17 protein-coding genes are annotated in these 15,802 nt (G+C 65.9%); 6 read left to right on the top strand and 11 right to left on the bottom strand.

Going from position 1 to position 15,802, the window contains the following annotated elements; all coding sequences use genetic code 11:
- Nucleotides 1–44 precede the first annotated feature (44 nt).
- Together CLD20_RS03680 and CLD20_RS03675 are read left to right on the top strand one after the other, a co-directional pair.
- Nucleotides 45–1,223 carry a GNAT family N-acetyltransferase gene (locus CLD20_RS03680; RefSeq protein WP_224405245.1) on the top strand — a complete coding sequence of 393 codons (1,179 nt, stop codon included), beginning with the start codon at nucleotides 45–47 and terminating at the stop codon, nucleotides 1,221–1,223.
- A gap of 30 nt (nucleotides 1,224–1,253) precedes the next feature.
- Nucleotides 1,254–1,688 (top strand): HIT family protein, encoded by a 435-nt coding sequence (locus CLD20_RS03675; protein ID WP_224405244.1) that lies wholly within the window; start codon nucleotides 1,254–1,256, stop codon nucleotides 1,686–1,688.
- Between the two features lie 8 nt (nucleotides 1,689–1,696).
- On the opposite strand, the gene CLD20_RS03670 is transcribed toward CLD20_RS03675, so the two are convergent.
- From CLD20_RS03670 to CLD20_RS03650, 5 genes are all read right to left on the bottom strand, one after another.
- Entirely contained in the window at nucleotides 1,697–2,035 is a 339-nt protein-coding gene (locus CLD20_RS03670; protein ID WP_224405243.1) for an AzlD domain-containing protein, read from the bottom strand.
- Entirely contained in the window at nucleotides 2,032–2,757 is a 726-nt protein-coding gene (locus tag CLD20_RS03665) for an AzlC family ABC transporter permease (RefSeq protein ID WP_224405242.1), read from the bottom strand. The genes CLD20_RS03670 and CLD20_RS03665 overlap by 4 nt, the downstream gene beginning before the upstream one ends.
- Nucleotides 2,758–2,938: 181 nt before the next feature.
- On the bottom strand, nucleotides 2,939–5,383 hold the full coding sequence (gene clpA, locus CLD20_RS03660; protein WP_224405241.1) for an ATP-dependent Clp protease ATP-binding subunit ClpA: 2,445 nt from the start codon (nucleotides 5,381–5,383) through the stop codon (nucleotides 2,939–2,941).
- A gap of 27 nt (nucleotides 5,384–5,410) precedes the next feature.
- Complete coding sequence (gene clpS, locus CLD20_RS03655) at nucleotides 5,411–5,746, bottom strand: ATP-dependent Clp protease adapter ClpS (RefSeq protein ID WP_224405240.1); 336 nt, start codon at nucleotides 5,744–5,746, stop codon at nucleotides 5,411–5,413.
- 249 nt (nucleotides 5,747–5,995) lie between these two features.
- Nucleotides 5,996–6,319 (bottom strand): phasin family protein, encoded by a 324-nt coding sequence (locus CLD20_RS03650; protein ID WP_224405239.1) that lies wholly within the window; start codon nucleotides 6,317–6,319, stop codon nucleotides 5,996–5,998.
- Nucleotides 6,320–6,621: 302 nt separating this feature from the next.
- Between CLD20_RS03650 and CLD20_RS03645 the strand changes: the two genes are divergently transcribed.
- Nucleotides 6,622–8,139: a D-alanyl-D-alanine carboxypeptidase gene (locus CLD20_RS03645; RefSeq protein WP_224405238.1), complete on the top strand. Its 1,518-nt coding sequence runs from the start codon at nucleotides 6,622–6,624 to the stop codon at nucleotides 8,137–8,139.
- A 37-nt stretch (nucleotides 8,140–8,176) separates the two neighbouring features.
- Here CLD20_RS03645 and CLD20_RS20310 read toward each other — a convergent pair whose 3' ends face one another.
- Nucleotides 8,177–8,872, bottom strand: a complete 696-nt coding sequence (locus CLD20_RS20310) for a J domain-containing protein (RefSeq protein WP_304504345.1) — start codon at nucleotides 8,870–8,872, stop codon at nucleotides 8,177–8,179.
- Between the two features lie 39 nt (nucleotides 8,873–8,911).
- Nucleotides 8,912–9,640, bottom strand: a complete 729-nt coding sequence (locus CLD20_RS03635; protein WP_224405237.1) for a VWA domain-containing protein — start codon at nucleotides 9,638–9,640, stop codon at nucleotides 8,912–8,914.
- A gap of 108 nt (nucleotides 9,641–9,748) precedes the next feature.
- On the opposite strand from CLD20_RS03635, the gene panC reads away from it, so the two are divergent.
- Entirely contained in the window at nucleotides 9,749–10,591 is an 843-nt protein-coding gene (panC, locus tag CLD20_RS03630; RefSeq protein ID WP_224405236.1) for a pantoate--beta-alanine ligase, read from the top strand.
- Between the two features lie 19 nt (nucleotides 10,592–10,610).
- Here the strand turns inward: panC and CLD20_RS03625 are convergent, their stop codons facing one another.
- On the bottom strand, nucleotides 10,611–11,048 hold the full coding sequence (locus CLD20_RS03625; protein WP_224405235.1) for a DUF1489 family protein: 438 nt from the start codon (nucleotides 11,046–11,048) through the stop codon (nucleotides 10,611–10,613).
- A gap of 94 nt (nucleotides 11,049–11,142) precedes the next feature.
- Between CLD20_RS03625 and CLD20_RS03620 the strand changes: the two genes are divergently transcribed.
- The gene (locus CLD20_RS03620; protein WP_224405234.1) at nucleotides 11,143–11,346 is read left to right on the top strand and encodes a dodecin family protein; all 204 of its coding nucleotides are present in this window, start codon (nucleotides 11,143–11,145) and stop codon (nucleotides 11,344–11,346) included.
- On the opposite strand, the gene CLD20_RS03615 is transcribed toward CLD20_RS03620, so the two are convergent.
- Together CLD20_RS03615 and CLD20_RS03610 are read right to left on the bottom strand one after the other, a co-directional pair.
- Entirely contained in the window at nucleotides 11,343–13,322 is a 1,980-nt protein-coding gene (locus CLD20_RS03615) for a biotin carboxylase N-terminal domain-containing protein (protein WP_224405233.1), read from the bottom strand. The two genes, CLD20_RS03620 and CLD20_RS03615, sit on opposite strands and share 4 nt — an antisense overlap.
- A 59-nt stretch (nucleotides 13,323–13,381) precedes the next feature.
- Complete coding sequence (locus CLD20_RS03610) at nucleotides 13,382–14,788, bottom strand: L-serine ammonia-lyase (protein ID WP_224405232.1); 1,407 nt, start codon at nucleotides 14,786–14,788, stop codon at nucleotides 13,382–13,384.
- A 167-nt stretch (nucleotides 14,789–14,955) separates the two neighbouring features.
- Between CLD20_RS03610 and CLD20_RS03605 the strand changes: the two genes are divergently transcribed.
- Nucleotides 14,956–15,180 (top strand): Flp family type IVb pilin, encoded by a 225-nt coding sequence (locus CLD20_RS03605; protein WP_224405231.1) that lies wholly within the window; start codon nucleotides 14,956–14,958, stop codon nucleotides 15,178–15,180.
- 22 nt (nucleotides 15,181–15,202) lie between these two features.
- On the opposite strand, the gene CLD20_RS03600 is transcribed toward CLD20_RS03605, so the two are convergent.
- A complete protein-coding gene (locus CLD20_RS03600; RefSeq protein WP_224405230.1) occupies nucleotides 15,203–15,799 on the bottom strand; it encodes a DUF2585 domain-containing protein in 597 nt (198 codons plus the stop codon).
- Nucleotides 15,800–15,802: the final 3 nt, after the last annotated feature.

Raw genomic sequence — 15,802 nt, 5'->3', positions numbered from 1 at the left:
GGAAGGCATTGCGCGGCGGCCGCTGCGCGTTACTTCTTCGGGAGATGCCAGAGGCTTGCCCTTCCCCCGCGGCGACGCTGCGCGTCCTTTCCGGCCTAGGCGAGGTGGAGAGGGCGCAATGGGATGCACTCGCCAATCCGAAGGGGCTGGCCGAGAACCCCTTTCTTTCCTGGGATTTTCTTCAGGCCCTTGAAGAGGCCGGCTGCGCCGCGCCGCGCACGGGATGGGCACCGCGCCATCTGGTGCTCGACGGTGAGGACGGCATCGTGGGGGCGATGCCCTGCTACCTGAAGAGCCATTCGCAGGGCGAATACGTCTTCGATTACGGCTGGGCCGATGCTTTCGAGCGGGCCGGCGGGCGCTACTATCCCAAGCTCCAGGTCTCGGTTCCCTTCACGCCGGTGACGGGGCGGCGCCTTCTCGTCGCGCCCGGGCCGGAAGAAGACAAGCGGCGCATGCTGCTGGCCGCCGGTCTCGCCGAGCTGACGCGCCAGACGGACGCTTCCTCTGCGCATCTCACCTTCCTTCCCGCGTCGGAAGCGGAGGCGCTGGGCGAGCTCGGCTTCCTCGTGCGCACCGACCAGCAGTTCCATTTCGTCGACGAGGGTTTCGGCAATTTCGAGGGCTTTCTCTCCGCCCTCGCCTCGCGCAAGCGCAAGGCGGTCCGCAAGGAGCGCCGCGAGGCGCTTTCGGCAGGCGTCGATGTCGAATGGGTGACGGGCGCCGCCATCACCGAGGCGCACTGGGACGCCTTCTTCGAGTTCTACATGGATACCGGCTCGCGCAAATGGGGCCGGCCCTATCTCAATCGCCGCTTCTTCTCGCTGATCGGCGAGCGCATGGCCGAAAAGATCCTCCTCATCATGGCGCGCCGAAACGGGCGCTATATCGCCGGCGCGCTGAACCTTATCGGCTCCGACACGCTCTATGGCCGCTACTGGGGATGCGTGGAGGACCACCCGTATCTGCATTTCGAGATCTGCTACCATCAGGCGATCGAATATGCGCTGGCGCACGGGCTCGGGCGTGTGGAAGCGGGCGCGCAGGGCGAACACAAGCTGGCGCGCGGCTATCGACCGGTCACCACCTATTCGGCGCACCTCATCGCAGAGCCGTCATTTCGCAGTGCCGTCGCCGACTATCTTGAACGCGAGCGCCAACACGTGGAATTGGAGAACCGCGTGCTTGCCGAGCACGTCCCTTTCCGCAAGGAAGGCGGATAGAGAGATTCCGGGGCCAGAGGGGAGCGCCAGATGAGCCAAGCCGCCTACGACAACGACAACGTCTTTGCGAAGATCCTGCGCGGCGAGATGCCGGCGGTAAAGCTCTACGAGGACGAGGCGACGCTCTCCTTCATGGACATCATGCCCCGCGGCGACGGCCACCTCTTGGTCATCCCGAAGGCGCCCTCGCGCAACCTCCTCGACATCGATCCGAAGGACCTCGCGAAGGTGATGGAGACGGTGCAGAAGCTCGGCCGCGCCGCCATGAAGGCCTTCGAGGCGGACGGGCTGACCATCAGCCAGTTCAACGAAGCGGCGGGCGGCCAGGTGATCTTCCACACCCATTTTCATGTCGTGCCGCGGTTCGATGGCGTGGCGCTGAACCCGCCCTCGCAGGAAATGGCGGACCCGCAGGTGCTTAAGGAGCAGGCGGAGCGGATCAAGGCGGCCCTCGACGAGGGCTGAGCTCTTCCTCAGCCTGCGAAGGCGTAGGAGGCGCCGATCAGCGCCGCCTCCGCGGCGAGAACGCCAATGAGGATTTTCTTGCGGGCGAGGAAGAAGGCCACATAGCCGAAGCCGGCGGCACCGAGGCGGATGGCAAGGGGCACCATCGCGAGCGCCCCGGTCGGGGCGAAGATGAGATTGCCGATGACGCCGGCAACGAGCGCCGTCGCCACCGCCTTCACCCACAGGAGCAGATCGGAATCTTCGACGAGCCGCGCGCCGACGAGAACGCCCAGCCAGCGCCAGATGTCGGTGGCCAGCGTTCCTGCGATGAGGATGAAGATATAGGGCCAAGCTTCCGCGCTCATGCGGCCCCGCGCCGGCGTTCCAGCAGCTTGTGGCCGACGAAGGCGAGCGTGCCGCCGGCGATGCCCGCCCAGAGGAGATCGAGCCCGACATCGTAATAGCGGAGCGCCGGGCCGAGCACGACGCCGATGCCCAGAGCAAGCCGCTCGGCATGGTAGCGCGCCGAGGCTGTGAGCGCGGTGAGGAAATAAACCGGTGTCAGGAAAAAGAGAGCGGCCGCCACGAGCGGCGGCAGGCTCGCCGCGCTGATGTAGCTGAGAGCCGTCACGCAGACATTGACCGTCGTCAGCGTCAGGCCAAAACCGGCGAAGTAGGCCGTGCGCATCGCCGGCGGGGCATTGGGCAGGCGCATGAAGCCCCAGACCCAGGCCGTTACCGCGACGAAATGGGAAAGCAGGAGGAGATGCCATTTCGGCGTGTCGGGCGCCTTGACCAGCGGCACCCAGGCGGCCGTCATCGGCATCAGGCGGATGGCCGAGAGTGCTACCGCGATGGCCGCCACCAGCGTGGACGTGCCGGCCGACATGGCCCCGACGAGCACGAGCTGGCTCGGCAATGCCCAGACGGAGCCGGTCATGAAGACGGATTCGCCGAGCGTCAGGCCGGATTCGCGGCAGAGCACGCCGAAACCGACGAAAGAGGCGATGAGGATGAGGGCGGGGATGGAGACAATGCCGCCCATGCCGCGCAGAAACCAGCGCGCCGCTGTGTCCGTGTCTTCCATCGGTCCGATGATTATCCCTACCACCCGTTGAGGGAAAGGTGCCTCGCGGCGGTCGATGGCAGCCATGCCGAAACGCGATGGCTGCCATGCCTGGGAGCGAAGGCCGTGCCCTGCCCTGCCCGCTCTCAACAAAACGGCGGGCGCCGAGGCGCCCGCCGTGTCGATCGATATGGCTTGTGGCCTATTCGGCCTTCAGCGGCACACTCGGCACCGAACCGCCGCCGCGCTTGGGCGGCTTCTTGCCTGCCGTCTTCGCCGGCGTGCCGCCGGACGGGGTGACTGCCTTGCGCGCCCGCTTGCTCTTCAGGGCCGGTTTCGGCTTCGGCCGGGCGTTCTCGTCCGGGATCGATTCCAGTTTGAGCCCGACCGTGCCGTCTTCCTTCTCGCCGACGGTTACCTTGACGATGCCACCCTTCTGCAACTTGCCGAAGAGCACTTCCTCGGCGAGCGGCTTCTTGATCACCTCCTGGATGAGGCGGCCGAGCGGGCGTGCGCCCATGCGCTCGTCGTAGCCGTGCTCGGCCAGCCAGGACGTCGCCGGCTCGTCGAGCTCGAAGGTGACGCCGCGGTCCGCGAGCTGGGCCTCCAGCTGCAGGATGAACTTCTGCACCACCATGTTGACCACCGACGGCGGCAAGGCGCCGAAAGCGATGATGGCGTCGAGGCGGTTGCGGAATTCCGGCGTGAACAGGCGGTTGATCGCCTCCTCGTCGTCGCCGGAGCGCTTGGAGGAACCGAAGCCGATCGCCGCCTTGGCAAGGTCGGCCGCGCCCGCATTCGTCGTCATGATGAGGACGACGTTGCGGAAATCGACCTGCTTGCCGTTGTGGTCGGTCAGCTTGCCGTGGTCCATCACCTGCAACAGGATGTTGAAGATATCCGGATGCGCCTTCTCGATCTCGTCGAGGAGGAGGACGCAATGCGGATGCTGGTCGATCCCGTCGGTCAGGATGCCGCCCTGATCGAAGCCGACATATCCCGGAGGCGCGCCGATCAGGCGGGAGATGGTGTGCCGCTCCATGTACTCCGACATGTCGAAGCGCAGGAGATTGACGCCGAGAAGGTCGGCCAGCTGGCGGGCAACCTCGGTCTTGCCGACACCGGTGGGGCCGGAGAACAGATAGTTGCCGATCGGCTTTTCCGGCTCGCGCAGACCTGCGCGGGCAAGCTTGATCGCCGAGCCGAGCGCCTCGATCGCCCTGTCCTGGCCGAAGACCACCCGCTTCAGGTTCGATTCCAGATGCTGGAGGACCTCCGCATCGTCCTTCGACACCGATTTCGGCGGAATACGGGCCATCGTGGCGATCGTGGTCTCGATCTCCTTCACCCCGATCAGCTTCTTGCGCCGGCTCTCCGGCAGAAGCTTCTGGGAAGCGCCGCTCTCGTCGATGACGTCGATCGCCTTGTCCGGCAGCTTGCGGTCGTTGATGTAACGGGCCGAAAGCTCCACCGCCGTGCGGATCGCATCATTGGTGTAGCGGACTTCATGGTGCTCCTCGAAATAGGGCTTGAGACCCTTGAGGATATCGACCGTATCCGGGATCGACGGCTCGTTGACGTCGATCTTCTGGAAGCGGCGGACGAGCGCCCGATCCTTCTCGAAGAACTGCCTGTACTCCTTGTAGGTCGTGGAGCCGATGCAGCGGATGTTGCCGGAGGCGAGCGCCGGCTTCAGAAGGTTCGAGGCATCCATGGCGCCGCCGGAAGTCGCACCGGCACCGATCACCGTGTGGATCTCGTCGATGAACATGATGGCACCGTCGATCGATTCCACCTCCTTGATGACCTGCTTGAGGCGCTCCTCGAAGTCGCCGCGATAGCGGGTGCCGGCGAGAAGCGCGCCCATGTCGAGAGCGAAGATGGTGGCGTCCTTGAGGACGTCCGGAACGCTTCCCTCGACGATGCGCTTGGCCAGGCCCTCGGCGATGGCCGTCTTGCCGACGCCGGGATCACCCACATAGAGCGGGTTGTTCTTGGAGCGACGGCAGAGCACCTGGATGGTGCGCTTGACCTCCGGCTCGCGGCCGATCAGCGGGTCGATGCGCCCGCGCAGCGCCTTCTCGTTGAGGTTGACGCACCAGGCATCGAGCGCGCTGCCCGAGCCCGTCTCGCCGTCCTCGTCGGATGCGCCGGGCTTGCCCGGCTGCTCCGGGGCGCCCTTGGTTGGGCGTGGCTCGGACAGGCCCGGCCGCTTGGCGATGCCGTGCGAGATGTAGTTGACCGCGTCATAGCGGGTCATGTCCTGCTCCTGCAGGAAGTAGGCGGCATGGCTTTCGCGCTCGGCGAAGATGGCGACGAGAACGTTGGCGCCGGTCACTTCCTCCCGGCCGGAGGATTGGACATGGATGACGGCGCGCTGGATGACGCGCTGGAAGCCGGCGGTCGGCTTGGAATCCTCGTCCGAATGGGTGACGAGATTTGCAAGCTCGGTGTCGACGTATTCCGTCAGATCGCTTTTCAGTCGTTCCAGATCGACGCCGCAGGCGCGCATGACGGCGGCGGCGTCCTTGTCATCTACGAGCGCCAGAAGGAGATGCTCGAGCGTGGCATATTCCTGGCTCCGCTCATTGGCGGAGGCAAGGGCCCTGTGCAGGGCGAGTTCCAGTGAGCGCGAGAAAGATGGCACGTGTGTGTGACCCTTCCAGTCCGTTGGCTACTTCTTTTCCATGACGCATTGCAGAGGGTGCTGGTTCTGGCGGGCGAAGTCCATCACCTGGGTGACCTTGGTTTCGGCCACCTCGTAAGTGAATACGCCGCATTCCCCGACGCCGTGGTTGTGCACGTGGAGCATGATGCGCGTCGCCGCTTCCTGGTTCTTCTGAAAGAAGCGCATCAGGACGTGCACGACGAATTCCATGGGGGTGTAATCGTCGTTGAGAATGAGGACGCGGTACAGGTTCGGCCGCTGGGTTTTCGGCTTCGTCTTGGTGACGACAACCGTCCCGGTGCCATTCTCGTTGCCGGAATCGTCTCGGTCGTCCTTGGGCATCAGCCGCCTCGTTCTCTCCTGATAACACCCTCCTGCCAGTCCCTATGTAGGTTGGGACAGAGGAAATGTTAGAGCCGTTCGTGGGCGCTGGGTAGGGGCTGGCGAGAACGAAATTCAAAACGCCCGGCGGAAGGCCGGGCAACGGGCCGCGGGCGGGGCTATTGGCACGCCTGGGGCTGGCGCAAAAAAGAAAGCCCGGCGCGGTGGCCGGGCTCTCGCATTCGGATCAGATTGTGAGGAAAGAGCGCCTCAGGCGCGCTTGGCCAGATCCTCGAACGGCTTGGCCATGTCCTTGGCGAGATCGACATAGAGCTCGCCGATCCGCGTCGCCTGAGCGACGGCGCCCTCGTAGCTGGACTTCACGTAGTCGCTCTGCGCCTCGATCGCCTTGTCGAGCGACTTGACGGCCATCATGGACTCCACATGGGCTGCGGTCGTCTCGAAGGACTTCTTGGAAAAATCGGCCGTCTCGACGGCGATCTCCTGCATGCGCTTGGAGACCACGCCAAAGCTCTCCATCGCCTTGTCCATGCCGGACATGCTCATCTTCTGAAAATCGTCAAACGCGTTCATTTGCTTCTCCCCCGTGGTAGAAAGTGTCGGTCAACGTCGGGCGCCACTGTGTCTGGTTGACGCCTTTCGTTTCATGCTTCGAATTATATATGTGCGGCGCACAACGACGCAAGAGGAATTTTGCACTGCAACATAAAAACCCTTGCCCGGGCGTTGCCAACCGCTCGAAAATAGGTGCAAGCATGGGGCCCGTGTTTACCGGCTGGTAACGACGCTCCTCCAAGCTTGGGGCAAGGATGCGCACGGATGATCAGGAGCCGGCGTCATAGGCTACCGTGCAGCTGGCGTCAGTGGGGAAGAGATTGAAACAGGATCGAGCGAACCAGGCGAAGGCGTATGCGCTTTCCGGCGTCTGGACGTTGTTTTCCATCATTTTTCTGTTCGTAGCGACGAGCGGCAGTGCTCTGGCCAACAGCAAGTATGCGGGCTTCGTGATCGACGCGAAGACGGGCGAGGTTCTCTACGAGGATCGCGCCGACGAGCAGCGCTATCCGGCCTCGCTTACCAAGATGATGACCCTCTACATCCTCTTCGAGGAGCTGGATAAGGGTCGCTTCACGCTCAACAGCCAGCTCAAGGCATCTTCCTATGCCGCCTCCAAGCCGCCGACGAAGATCGGCATCCGGCCCGGACAGACGATCCGCGTGGAAGATGCCATCAAGGCGCTCTGCGTGCGTTCGGCCAACGACGTCGCCGTCGTCATCGCGGAAAACATCGAAGGCTCTGAATCGAAGTTCGCCCAGCGCATGACGCGCACGGCGCATGCTCTCGGCATGAGCTCGACCACTTTCCGCAACGCCAACGGTCTGCCGATCTCCGGCCAGCACACCACGGCCCGCGACATGGCGCGCCTCGGCCGCGCCCTGCACGACCGCTTTCCGGCGTATTTCAAGTTCTTCTCCACCCGCACCTTCACCTACAAGGGGCGGACGTACCGGAACACCAACCACCTTCTCGGCAAGGTGCGCGGCGTCAACGGTATCAAGACGGGCTATATCCGCGCTTCCGGCTTCAACCTCGTCACCTCCGTGGAGCGCGAGGGCCGCCACATTATCGCCGTGGTGATGGGCGGGCGTACCGGCGCCTCGCGCAACCGCCATATGGTGGATCTCATCCATCGCTATCTCGACGATGCCAAGCCGGGCATGCGGACGGCGCCGCTGGTCGTGGCCAAAGTCGCCCCTCCCCGCCGTCTTCCGGAGGCCCGCCCGGTGCTCGCCTTTGCGCAGGCGGCGGCCTCCGCCCCCGACGCGCAGTCCGCGATCATGGCCGTCTCGGCGCCGGCCGACGAACGTCAGCAGCTCCAGGCCAAGCTCGCGAGCGGCTACGACCCGATTGCGGCCCGGATCGAAGAGGCGAGCGAGGTCGCTCAACTCGCCTATGTCGGTCAGAGTGCGAATGATCCGATCGCCATCCTGACGCGCCGTGCCGAGGCCAAGGCGGCCATCGTCGCGGAAGAAGCGGCAGAGGATGAAGCCAATGCCGACGCGAAGATCATCATGCCGGAACAGCGTCCGCGGCTCGCCTCCGCCAACGGGAGGAGCGTCCGCTTTGCGGAGCCGAAGGCCCTGCCCCGCGGCTGGCACATCCAGATCGGCGCAGCGCCCAGCGAAGCCGGAGCGCGGAGCCTGCTGGAGCGCGCCCAGAGCGAGGCCGGCAGCGTCATTTCCGCCGCCTCTCCCTTCACCCAGCCGGTGGAGAAGGACGGCGAGACACTCTACCGCGCCCGTTTCGCCGGCTTTGCTGGGAAGAAAGAGGCGCGGGCGGCCTGCGCCAGACTGAAGAAGAAATCCTTCTCCTGCCTGGCCGTGCCCAACTGAGCCAACGGTTCCGATGAATTAGTTCTGCGTACGGAGTTCAGCGGTGTTCCCTCAAAAGCGTTTCCTTAGCCTGATTGATACGGGCAGCCAGAGCAGTGGAGCCGCCGCGGTCCGGATGGACCTGCTTCATCAATCGTCGATGGGCCTTGCGGATTTCCGCCTCGCCGGCGCCCGGCTGAAGCCCCAGCACCTCATAGGCTTCCTGAGGGCTCATTCCGCCCGGGCTAGCCGCCGGGCCAGCCCCCCGATCGGCATCAGTCTCCATGTCGTCTCGCCATCGGGGATGCGCCCTGTCGAGATAACCTTCCAGAAGCCTGAGTGATTCCTCGTCGCCGGCGAGTTCGCCGGCGAGATTCCTGAGCTCCTCGAAGCTCATCTTCGAAAGCTCCCTGCCCTCATGGCGGCCGGCAAGCACCGTGCCGTCGATCTCCCCCGTCTCATGGTCGAGCGTCATTTCCAGCCCGGCGGAGCGGACCGTCGAGCGCTGCGCCGCATTGCCTCGAACCGCCCGTCGCCAGCTGGAGCGCACCAGCCCGAAGCCGATGATCGCCGCCGGGAGCGCGAGGGCGAACTGGCGCGCAAAGCCGAGGAAGACCGCTACCAGAAGCAGCGCGATCCCTAAGCCCATCTTGGCGCCGCTCGCCAGCCGTTCCGGCGAGGCGCTCATCGCCACGCGGATCAGCAGGAACAGCGCCGCAACCGCGGCGATGAGAAGAAACAAAGGACGGATCATCGCCCGCTCATAGCCTTCCGCGGGCTGCGGCCGCCAGCCTCATCTCAGCGAGGGCAGGAGTTTGCGGGCGGCCGGGCTGGCGAGCTTTTCGAGCGCGGCCGTGCCGCCGGCCGCGTAGGTGGCGACGGCGGCAAGCAGTTCCCTCAATTCGTCCGCCGAGGCCGCGTTGAAGGGCAGATAGGCGCCCCGCGTCAGCCTGGCGATCTCGCGGAAGGCGCGCTCGGCGTTCCGGTCCGATCCCTCATGGAACATGAAGGCGCGCACCCCCCTCATGCCGATCTCGCCGGCGATGGCGCAGAGCGCGTCGATATCCTCCTCCACCGCATCGCCGACATAGACGAGGGCGGCGACGGGCCGCTTTTCCGCTTCCTTGCGGGTATGGGCGAGAACCTTGCGGATTTGCGTCTGGCCGCCGCGGCAGCCGATCTTGACCATCAGATCGCGCAGGGCCGCGGTGTCGCCGACCCAGCGGGAGGCCCGGCATTCGCCGAAGCCGCGGAAATAGACGAGCTGGACGGCCAGACCGCCGACATCGCCCGCCGCCTTGAACATCTCGGCCTGCAGCGAGCAGGCGAGATCCCAGCTCGGCTGACGGCTCATCGTGGCGTCGAGCGCGAAGACGAGCCGGCCGCGCGCTGCCGGATCCACCGGGGCGAGCGATTTGGCGCTCTTCAGAAAGGCGTCGATCTCGGTGCGGCTCGACCGTTCCGGCACGGCAGGCGCATCCGTCCGTCCGCCGCGTCCGACGATCTCCTTGCTCTTGCCCATGAAACTCTCCTTTACGGGAAGATGTGGTCGCCGGGAGGACTTGCGCAAGTCGGAGCCTGTCGCTAGCGCTCCCGGCGAGCCCGCCGCCGAAGAGCCAAGAGCCCCGCCGTGCCCGTCGAGACCATTGATACCGTCGAAGAGCTTCGCGCTCAGATCGCCGCCTGGCGGAAGGCCGGCGACAAGATTGCCCTCGTGCCGACGATGGGCGCGCTCCATGCCGGCCATCTGATGCTCGTGGAGGCGGCCCAGGCGAAGGCGGAGCGTGTCGTCGTCTCCATTTTCGTCAATCCGAGCCAGTTCGGCCCGAACGAAGATTTCTCGCGCTATCCGCGGCGCCAGGAAGAGGATCTGGCCGCGCTCGAAAAGCTCGGCGTGCCGCTCGTCTTCGCTCCGAGCGTCGCGGAGATGTACCCGCAGGGGTTTGCGACGACAATCGGTGTCGACGGACCGGCGCTGGGGCTCGAGACCGATTTCCGGCCGAACTTCTTCCGTGGCGTCGCCACCGTCGTCGCCAAGCTTCTCATCGCCGCGCTGCCCGACTTCGCCACCTTCGGCGAGAAGGACTACCAGCAGATGCAGGTGGTCAGGAGGATGGTCGCCGACCTTGCCATCCCGACGACGATCCTGCCCGTTGCGACGATGCGTGAACCCGACGGTCTCGCCCTTTCCTCGCGCAACCTCTATCTCGGCGCAGAGGAGCGACAGACGGCACCCCTCCTCTACCGGGTGCTGACGGAGACGGCGTCGGCGCTGCGCGCCGGAATGGCTCCGGCCGAGACGCTTCAGGCGGCGAATGCCAGGCTCTCTGAGGCGGGCTTCAGGGTGGACTACGTCGCCCTTTGCGACGCGGAGAGCCTTGAGCGGCTGCAGGAGCTGCCGGAAGCGCCGGCGCGGCTCCTTGCCGCCGCATGGCTCGGCACGACACGGCTCATCGACAACATCGCAGTCTAAGCAGTCTAGTCCGGGAAGTTCAGAGAAGGCCGAGTTCGGCAAGCTCGCCCCTGAGCGCAGGCGGCAATTCCGCAAAGCCCTCCGTCTCGGAGCCGAGATCGGCTGGCGCATCTTCCGGCTTGAGGTAGCGCCAGCCCTGGAAGGCGCGGCGCGGCTGCCAGGCCGTCGGTACCAGTTTCGGATCCAGCACCAGCTTGCAGCGGGTAATCCCGTCTTCGCCCCGGAACGTGCGGATGTCGAGAAGGCGCTGGCGCACCTGCACCTGACCGCGGATCACCCAATAGAGCGAACCGCCATTTTCCAGCTCCTCCGCACGGCGGGGCACCATGCGCGTCACGTGCCAGTGCTCTTCCGGCTCGCCGGCGGCGCGCCTGTCCGCCAGCCGTTGCTCGATCCAGACGGAAAGGTCCTCGATCGAGTCCGCGCCGACACAGAGCTTCAGCAGGTGAAGGGCCATCCTTCAGGTCTAGTGCGCTGTGGCGTGGCCGTGAAGGGGAACGGCGTCGCCGTCCCCACGTTCTGCCCCAGCACAACCACCCAGGGAGGTCACCATGTCCGTTGCACGCGTTACCGAAATCACCGCCGCTTCGAAGACGAGCCTTGAAGATGCGATCAAGACCGGCATTGCCCGCGCCGACAAGACACTGAACAACATCAAGGGCGCCTGGGTGCAGGAGATCACCGTCGATTGCGACGACGGGAAGATCAGCGAATGGCGGGTGAACATGAAGGTGACGTTCGTGCTGGACGACTAGAAAGGCTCGGACGCCACCGCGTTGCCGGAATCGGATGGCTCGCCCTCACGGGCGGGCTCGATGCGCATGATCTCCGCCTGTTCCTCCACCTGATCGCCCTCTCTGGCAAGCAGCCCCGCGACACGGCCGGCCGCCGGGGCGGTGACGGAATGCTCCATCTTCATCGCCTCCAGTGTGAAGAGGAGGTCGCCCGCTTCAACGGCAGCGCCTTCCTCTACGGCAAGGCGCGCGATGCGCCCGTGCATGGGGGCGAGGACGACGTTCTCGCCCGCCACCTCGGCAAGCGAGCGATCCAGCGGGTCGGGGAAGGACAGGACAGCCTGGTGCCCGTCTTTCAGAAGGTAGACAGCTCCGCCCGCCTCGATGCTGCCGAGGCCGTCGATCTCTTCGCTTTGGGCTCCATCGGGAGAGACAGGACGGCCGCTTCGCCAGACGAGCGGCACGTCGCGGCCGACGCCGTCGATCGCGCAATGAACCGATAGCCGTCGTTCCAGTCCGCTGATCTCGAAGGCGTCGCTGCGGCTCCAGGGCGAGACCGGATCGCCCGGAGGGGCGCGGCGCATGACCTCCTCGGCGACGAGATCCCAGGCAAGCGGGGCGAGATCCGGCCGAGCCGTCAGGGCGTCGCCCTTCTCCTCCACGAAGCCCGTATCGACGCCCCCGGCCGCAAATTCGGGCGTCCGCAGGATCTGGAGGAGGAAGCCCTGGTTGGTGCGAGGCCCTGCCAGCCGCGTGTCGGCGAGCGCGCCGGTCAGCCGCGCGAGGGCGGCGGCGCGGGTCGGCCCAGTGGCGATCACCTTGGCGACCATGGAATCATAAAAGGGCGAGATGAAAGTGCCCTTCTCCACCCCGCTGTCGACCCTGATCCCCTCGCCTGCCGGAAAATCGGCGGCGACGATGGCACCCGTTCCCGGGGCGAATCCGGCCGAGGGATCTTCGGCATAGAGACGCGCCTCGATGGCATGGCCGGAAAGCGGGATTTCCTCCTGCGCCATCGGCAGCTTCTCGCCGGCGGCAACGCGCAATTGCCATTCGACGAGGTCGAGGCCGGTCACCTCCTCGGTGACCGGGTGCTCCACCTGAAGGCGCGTGTTCATCTCCATGAAGAAGAAGCCGTCGGGTTTAAGGCCGCCGGCCCCGTCGGCAATGAATTCCACCGTGCCTGCACCCTCGTAGCCGACGGCGGCAGCAGCCTTGACGGCGGCCTCGCCCATCGCGGCGCGCAGCTCCGGACTCATCCCGGGCGCCGGCGCCTCCTCCAGCACCTTCTGGTGCCGTCGCTGGACGGAGCAGTCACGCTCGAAAAGGTGCACCACATTGCCGTGCCGGTCGGCGAAGACCTGCATCTCGATATGGCGGGGAGCGGTCACATAGCGCTCGACCAGAACGCGCGGATCGCCGAAGGCGCTCTCGGCCTCGCGCCGGGCGCTGGCGAGCGCGGCATCGAAATCCTTCGCCTTGCCGACGAGGCGCATGCCGCGCCCGCCACCGCCCGAGATGGCCTTGATGAGGACCGGATAGCCCGTCTCATAGGCCTTCTCGCGCAGGAAATCGGCATCCTGTCTCTCGCCATGATAGCCCGGCACGACAGGCACGCCGGCGCGCTGCATCAACGCCTTCGCCTCGGCCTTGGAGCCCATGGCGCGGATGGCCGCCGCCGGCGGGCCGACGAAGACGAGGCCGGCCTCCCTGCAGGCCTCGGCGAAACGCGCATTCTCGGAGAGAAAGCCGTAGCCCGGATGGATGGCCTCGGCGCCGGTTTCGGCCGCGGCGCGCAGGATTTTCTCGATCGAGAGATAGCTGTCGGCGGCCGGGCCTTCGCCGATGAAGACCGCCTCGTCCGCCTCGCGCCAGTGGGGCCATGTCCGGTCGGCCTCGGTGGCGAGCGCGATGGTTCTCAGCCCCATGCGCCGCGCGGTGCGGATGATGCGACGGGCTATCTCGCCGCGATTGGCGATGAGGAGCGAGGAGAACATCGCTCCTTTCTAGGCCCTGTCCGCCGACCCCGCCAGAGCCGGCAGGACCGACCCGCAACTCAGCATTCGATGACGTTGACGGCGAGGCCGCCCTTGGACGTCTCCTTGTACTTTTCGTGCATGTCGCGGCCCGTCTGTCGCATCGTCTCGATGCAGCGGTCGAGCGGCACGAAATGGTCACCCGTGCCACGCATGGCCAGCGAGGCGGCCGTCACCGCCTTCACGGCGCCAAGGGCGTTGCGCTCGATGCAGGGCACCTGGACGAGGCCGCCGATCGGATCGCATGTCATGCCGAGATGATGCTCGAGCGCGATCTCGGCGGCATTCTCGATCTGCGCGTTCGTGGCGCCGAGCGCGGCAGCAAGGCCCGCCGCGGCCATCGCCGAGGCGGAGCCCACCTCGCCCTGGCAGCCGACTTCCGCGCCCGAGATGGAAGCGTTGTGCTTGATGATGCCGCCCACCGCCGCGGCGGCGAGGAGGAAGGTGTGCACCCCTTCCTTCGAAGCGCCGATGCAATGGTCGAGATAGTAGCGCAGGACGGCAGGGACGACGCCGGCCGCGCCGTTGGTCGGGGCGGTGACGATCTTGCGCCCGGCGGCGTTTTCCTCGTTGACGGCCATGGCATAGAGGCTGAGCCAGTCCATCACCCGGTGAGGCTGGAGCGCGTTCGCGCCGGCCTCGGCCGACAGCTTGTCATGCAGCTCGCCGGCGCGCCGCCTGACCTTGAGGCCGCCCGGCAGCTCGCCTTCGCTCGCCAGGCCACGCTCGATGGAGGCCTGCATCTCGCCGAAGATGCGTTCAAGCCCGGAAACGAGCATCTCCGCATCGTTGCCGCGGGCCGCTTCGTTGGCGCGTTTCATCTCGGCGATCGTCAGCCCGGAGGCCTCGCCCATCGCCAGCATCTCTTCGGCGCTCGCGAAGGGATAAGGCACGTCCTCATGACCGGTGACGGGCGAATCGTCCTTGGCGGTGTTCGCCAGTTCCTGCTCGGTGAGGACGAAGCCGCCGCCGACCGAATAATAGACCTCGCGCACGAGGAGGCGCCCGTCGGCCGCGAAGGCGGAAAAGCGCATGCCGTTGGCGTGGCCTGGCAGCGGCTGGGACCGGTCGAAGACGAGGTCGGTATTCGGATTAAAGCGGTAGCGGGGGTGTCCTGGCGGGGTCACCTCGCATTCATCCGCCACCTTCTGCAGGATCGGCTCGATCTCGTCGGGGTCGATGCCGACCGGCGTCTCGCCGGAAAGGCCGAGAATGACCGCCCGATCCGTCGCGTGGCCCTTGCCGGTAAAGGCGAGCGAGCCATGCAGGCTGACGGTGATGTGGGCGGGCTCGACGCCGACAGGGCGCGGCCAGTCGCCGTTCTTCACCAAGTCGAGAAAGCGGGCTGCGGCCACCATCGGACCCATCGTGTGGGAGGAGGACGGGCCGATGCCGATCTTGAAGATATCGAAGACGGAAAGGAACATTGCACCAGCTTCTCCCGCGCCTTGTGCGCGCGGTCAACGGCCGCGGCGAGCCGTGCCGCAAAATCATCGAATTCCGCCGGTCAGCGCAACGCCTTGTTTACCCTCCCGCAACGTCTCCTCCGTACAGTCGGCGCCAGCAACGGAGGTTCGGGATGCGCAGGTTCGCGGTGAAATTTCTGAGAGACGAGCGCGGCACCGCGGCGACGGAATACGCCGTTCTTGTCGCGCTGATCGCAGTCATTGCCGTGACGGGCGTCAAGCTCACCGATCTCAGCCTCGACCGGCTGGCGAGCGAACTTGCCGCCAAGCGTCTGGAAAACAGCATGCAGGTCGCCTCCGATCCCGCCGACGGGCCGATCTATACCGGCTCGATCCGGCGCAACGACCGGTAAGGGCCGCCAACCGCTTCGCCCTTCAGCCGCCCGCCTGCCATTCCCTAACGGCGTCGAGCGGCCACAGAAGCATCAGGACATTGAGGGCAAGGCCGTCCCTGATCTCGGCCATCACCCAGATTTCCAGCGCTACGGCGATCGCCACCGTCAGCCAGACCGGCAGGCGCGAGGCGATCCAGAAACCCACCATCATCGCGCCGATATCGGCGAGCGAGTTGATGACGCTGTCTCCGACATAGTCGGCCGCCATCGTCGCCGCCCGATAGCGATCGATCACCATCGGCGTGTTCTCCGTGATCTCCCAGGCGGCTTCCACCAGGGTCGCCAGGAGGAGGCGGAGGCCGAAGGGACGGAGCGGCGGGGCATAGCGGGCCGCAAGCCACAGCACCCCATAGAAGATGAAGCCGTGGATGATGTGGGAGGGCGTGTACCAGTCGGTCAGATGCTGGGAGTTGCCGGGCCCGTCCGCCCGCCCGTACCAGAGTTCGACGGTGCCGCAGGCGCAGATCGGGATCCGTCCCATGGCAAGCAGCGTCGCTGCCGTGGCCGCAAGAACGAGCGCGATCGCAAATAGGGTGAGAAGGCGCTGCTTGTCGCGCAGCGCCTCATGCATCGGCATGGA

It is taken from the genome of Afifella sp. IM 167, assembly GCF_020144925.1.
In the GTDB taxonomy this organism is placed as follows: domain Bacteria; phylum Pseudomonadota; class Alphaproteobacteria; order Rhizobiales; family Afifellaceae; genus Afifella.
Note: the sequence above shows the minus strand (reverse complement) of the source record. Positions and strands in the feature narration are given on the sequence as shown.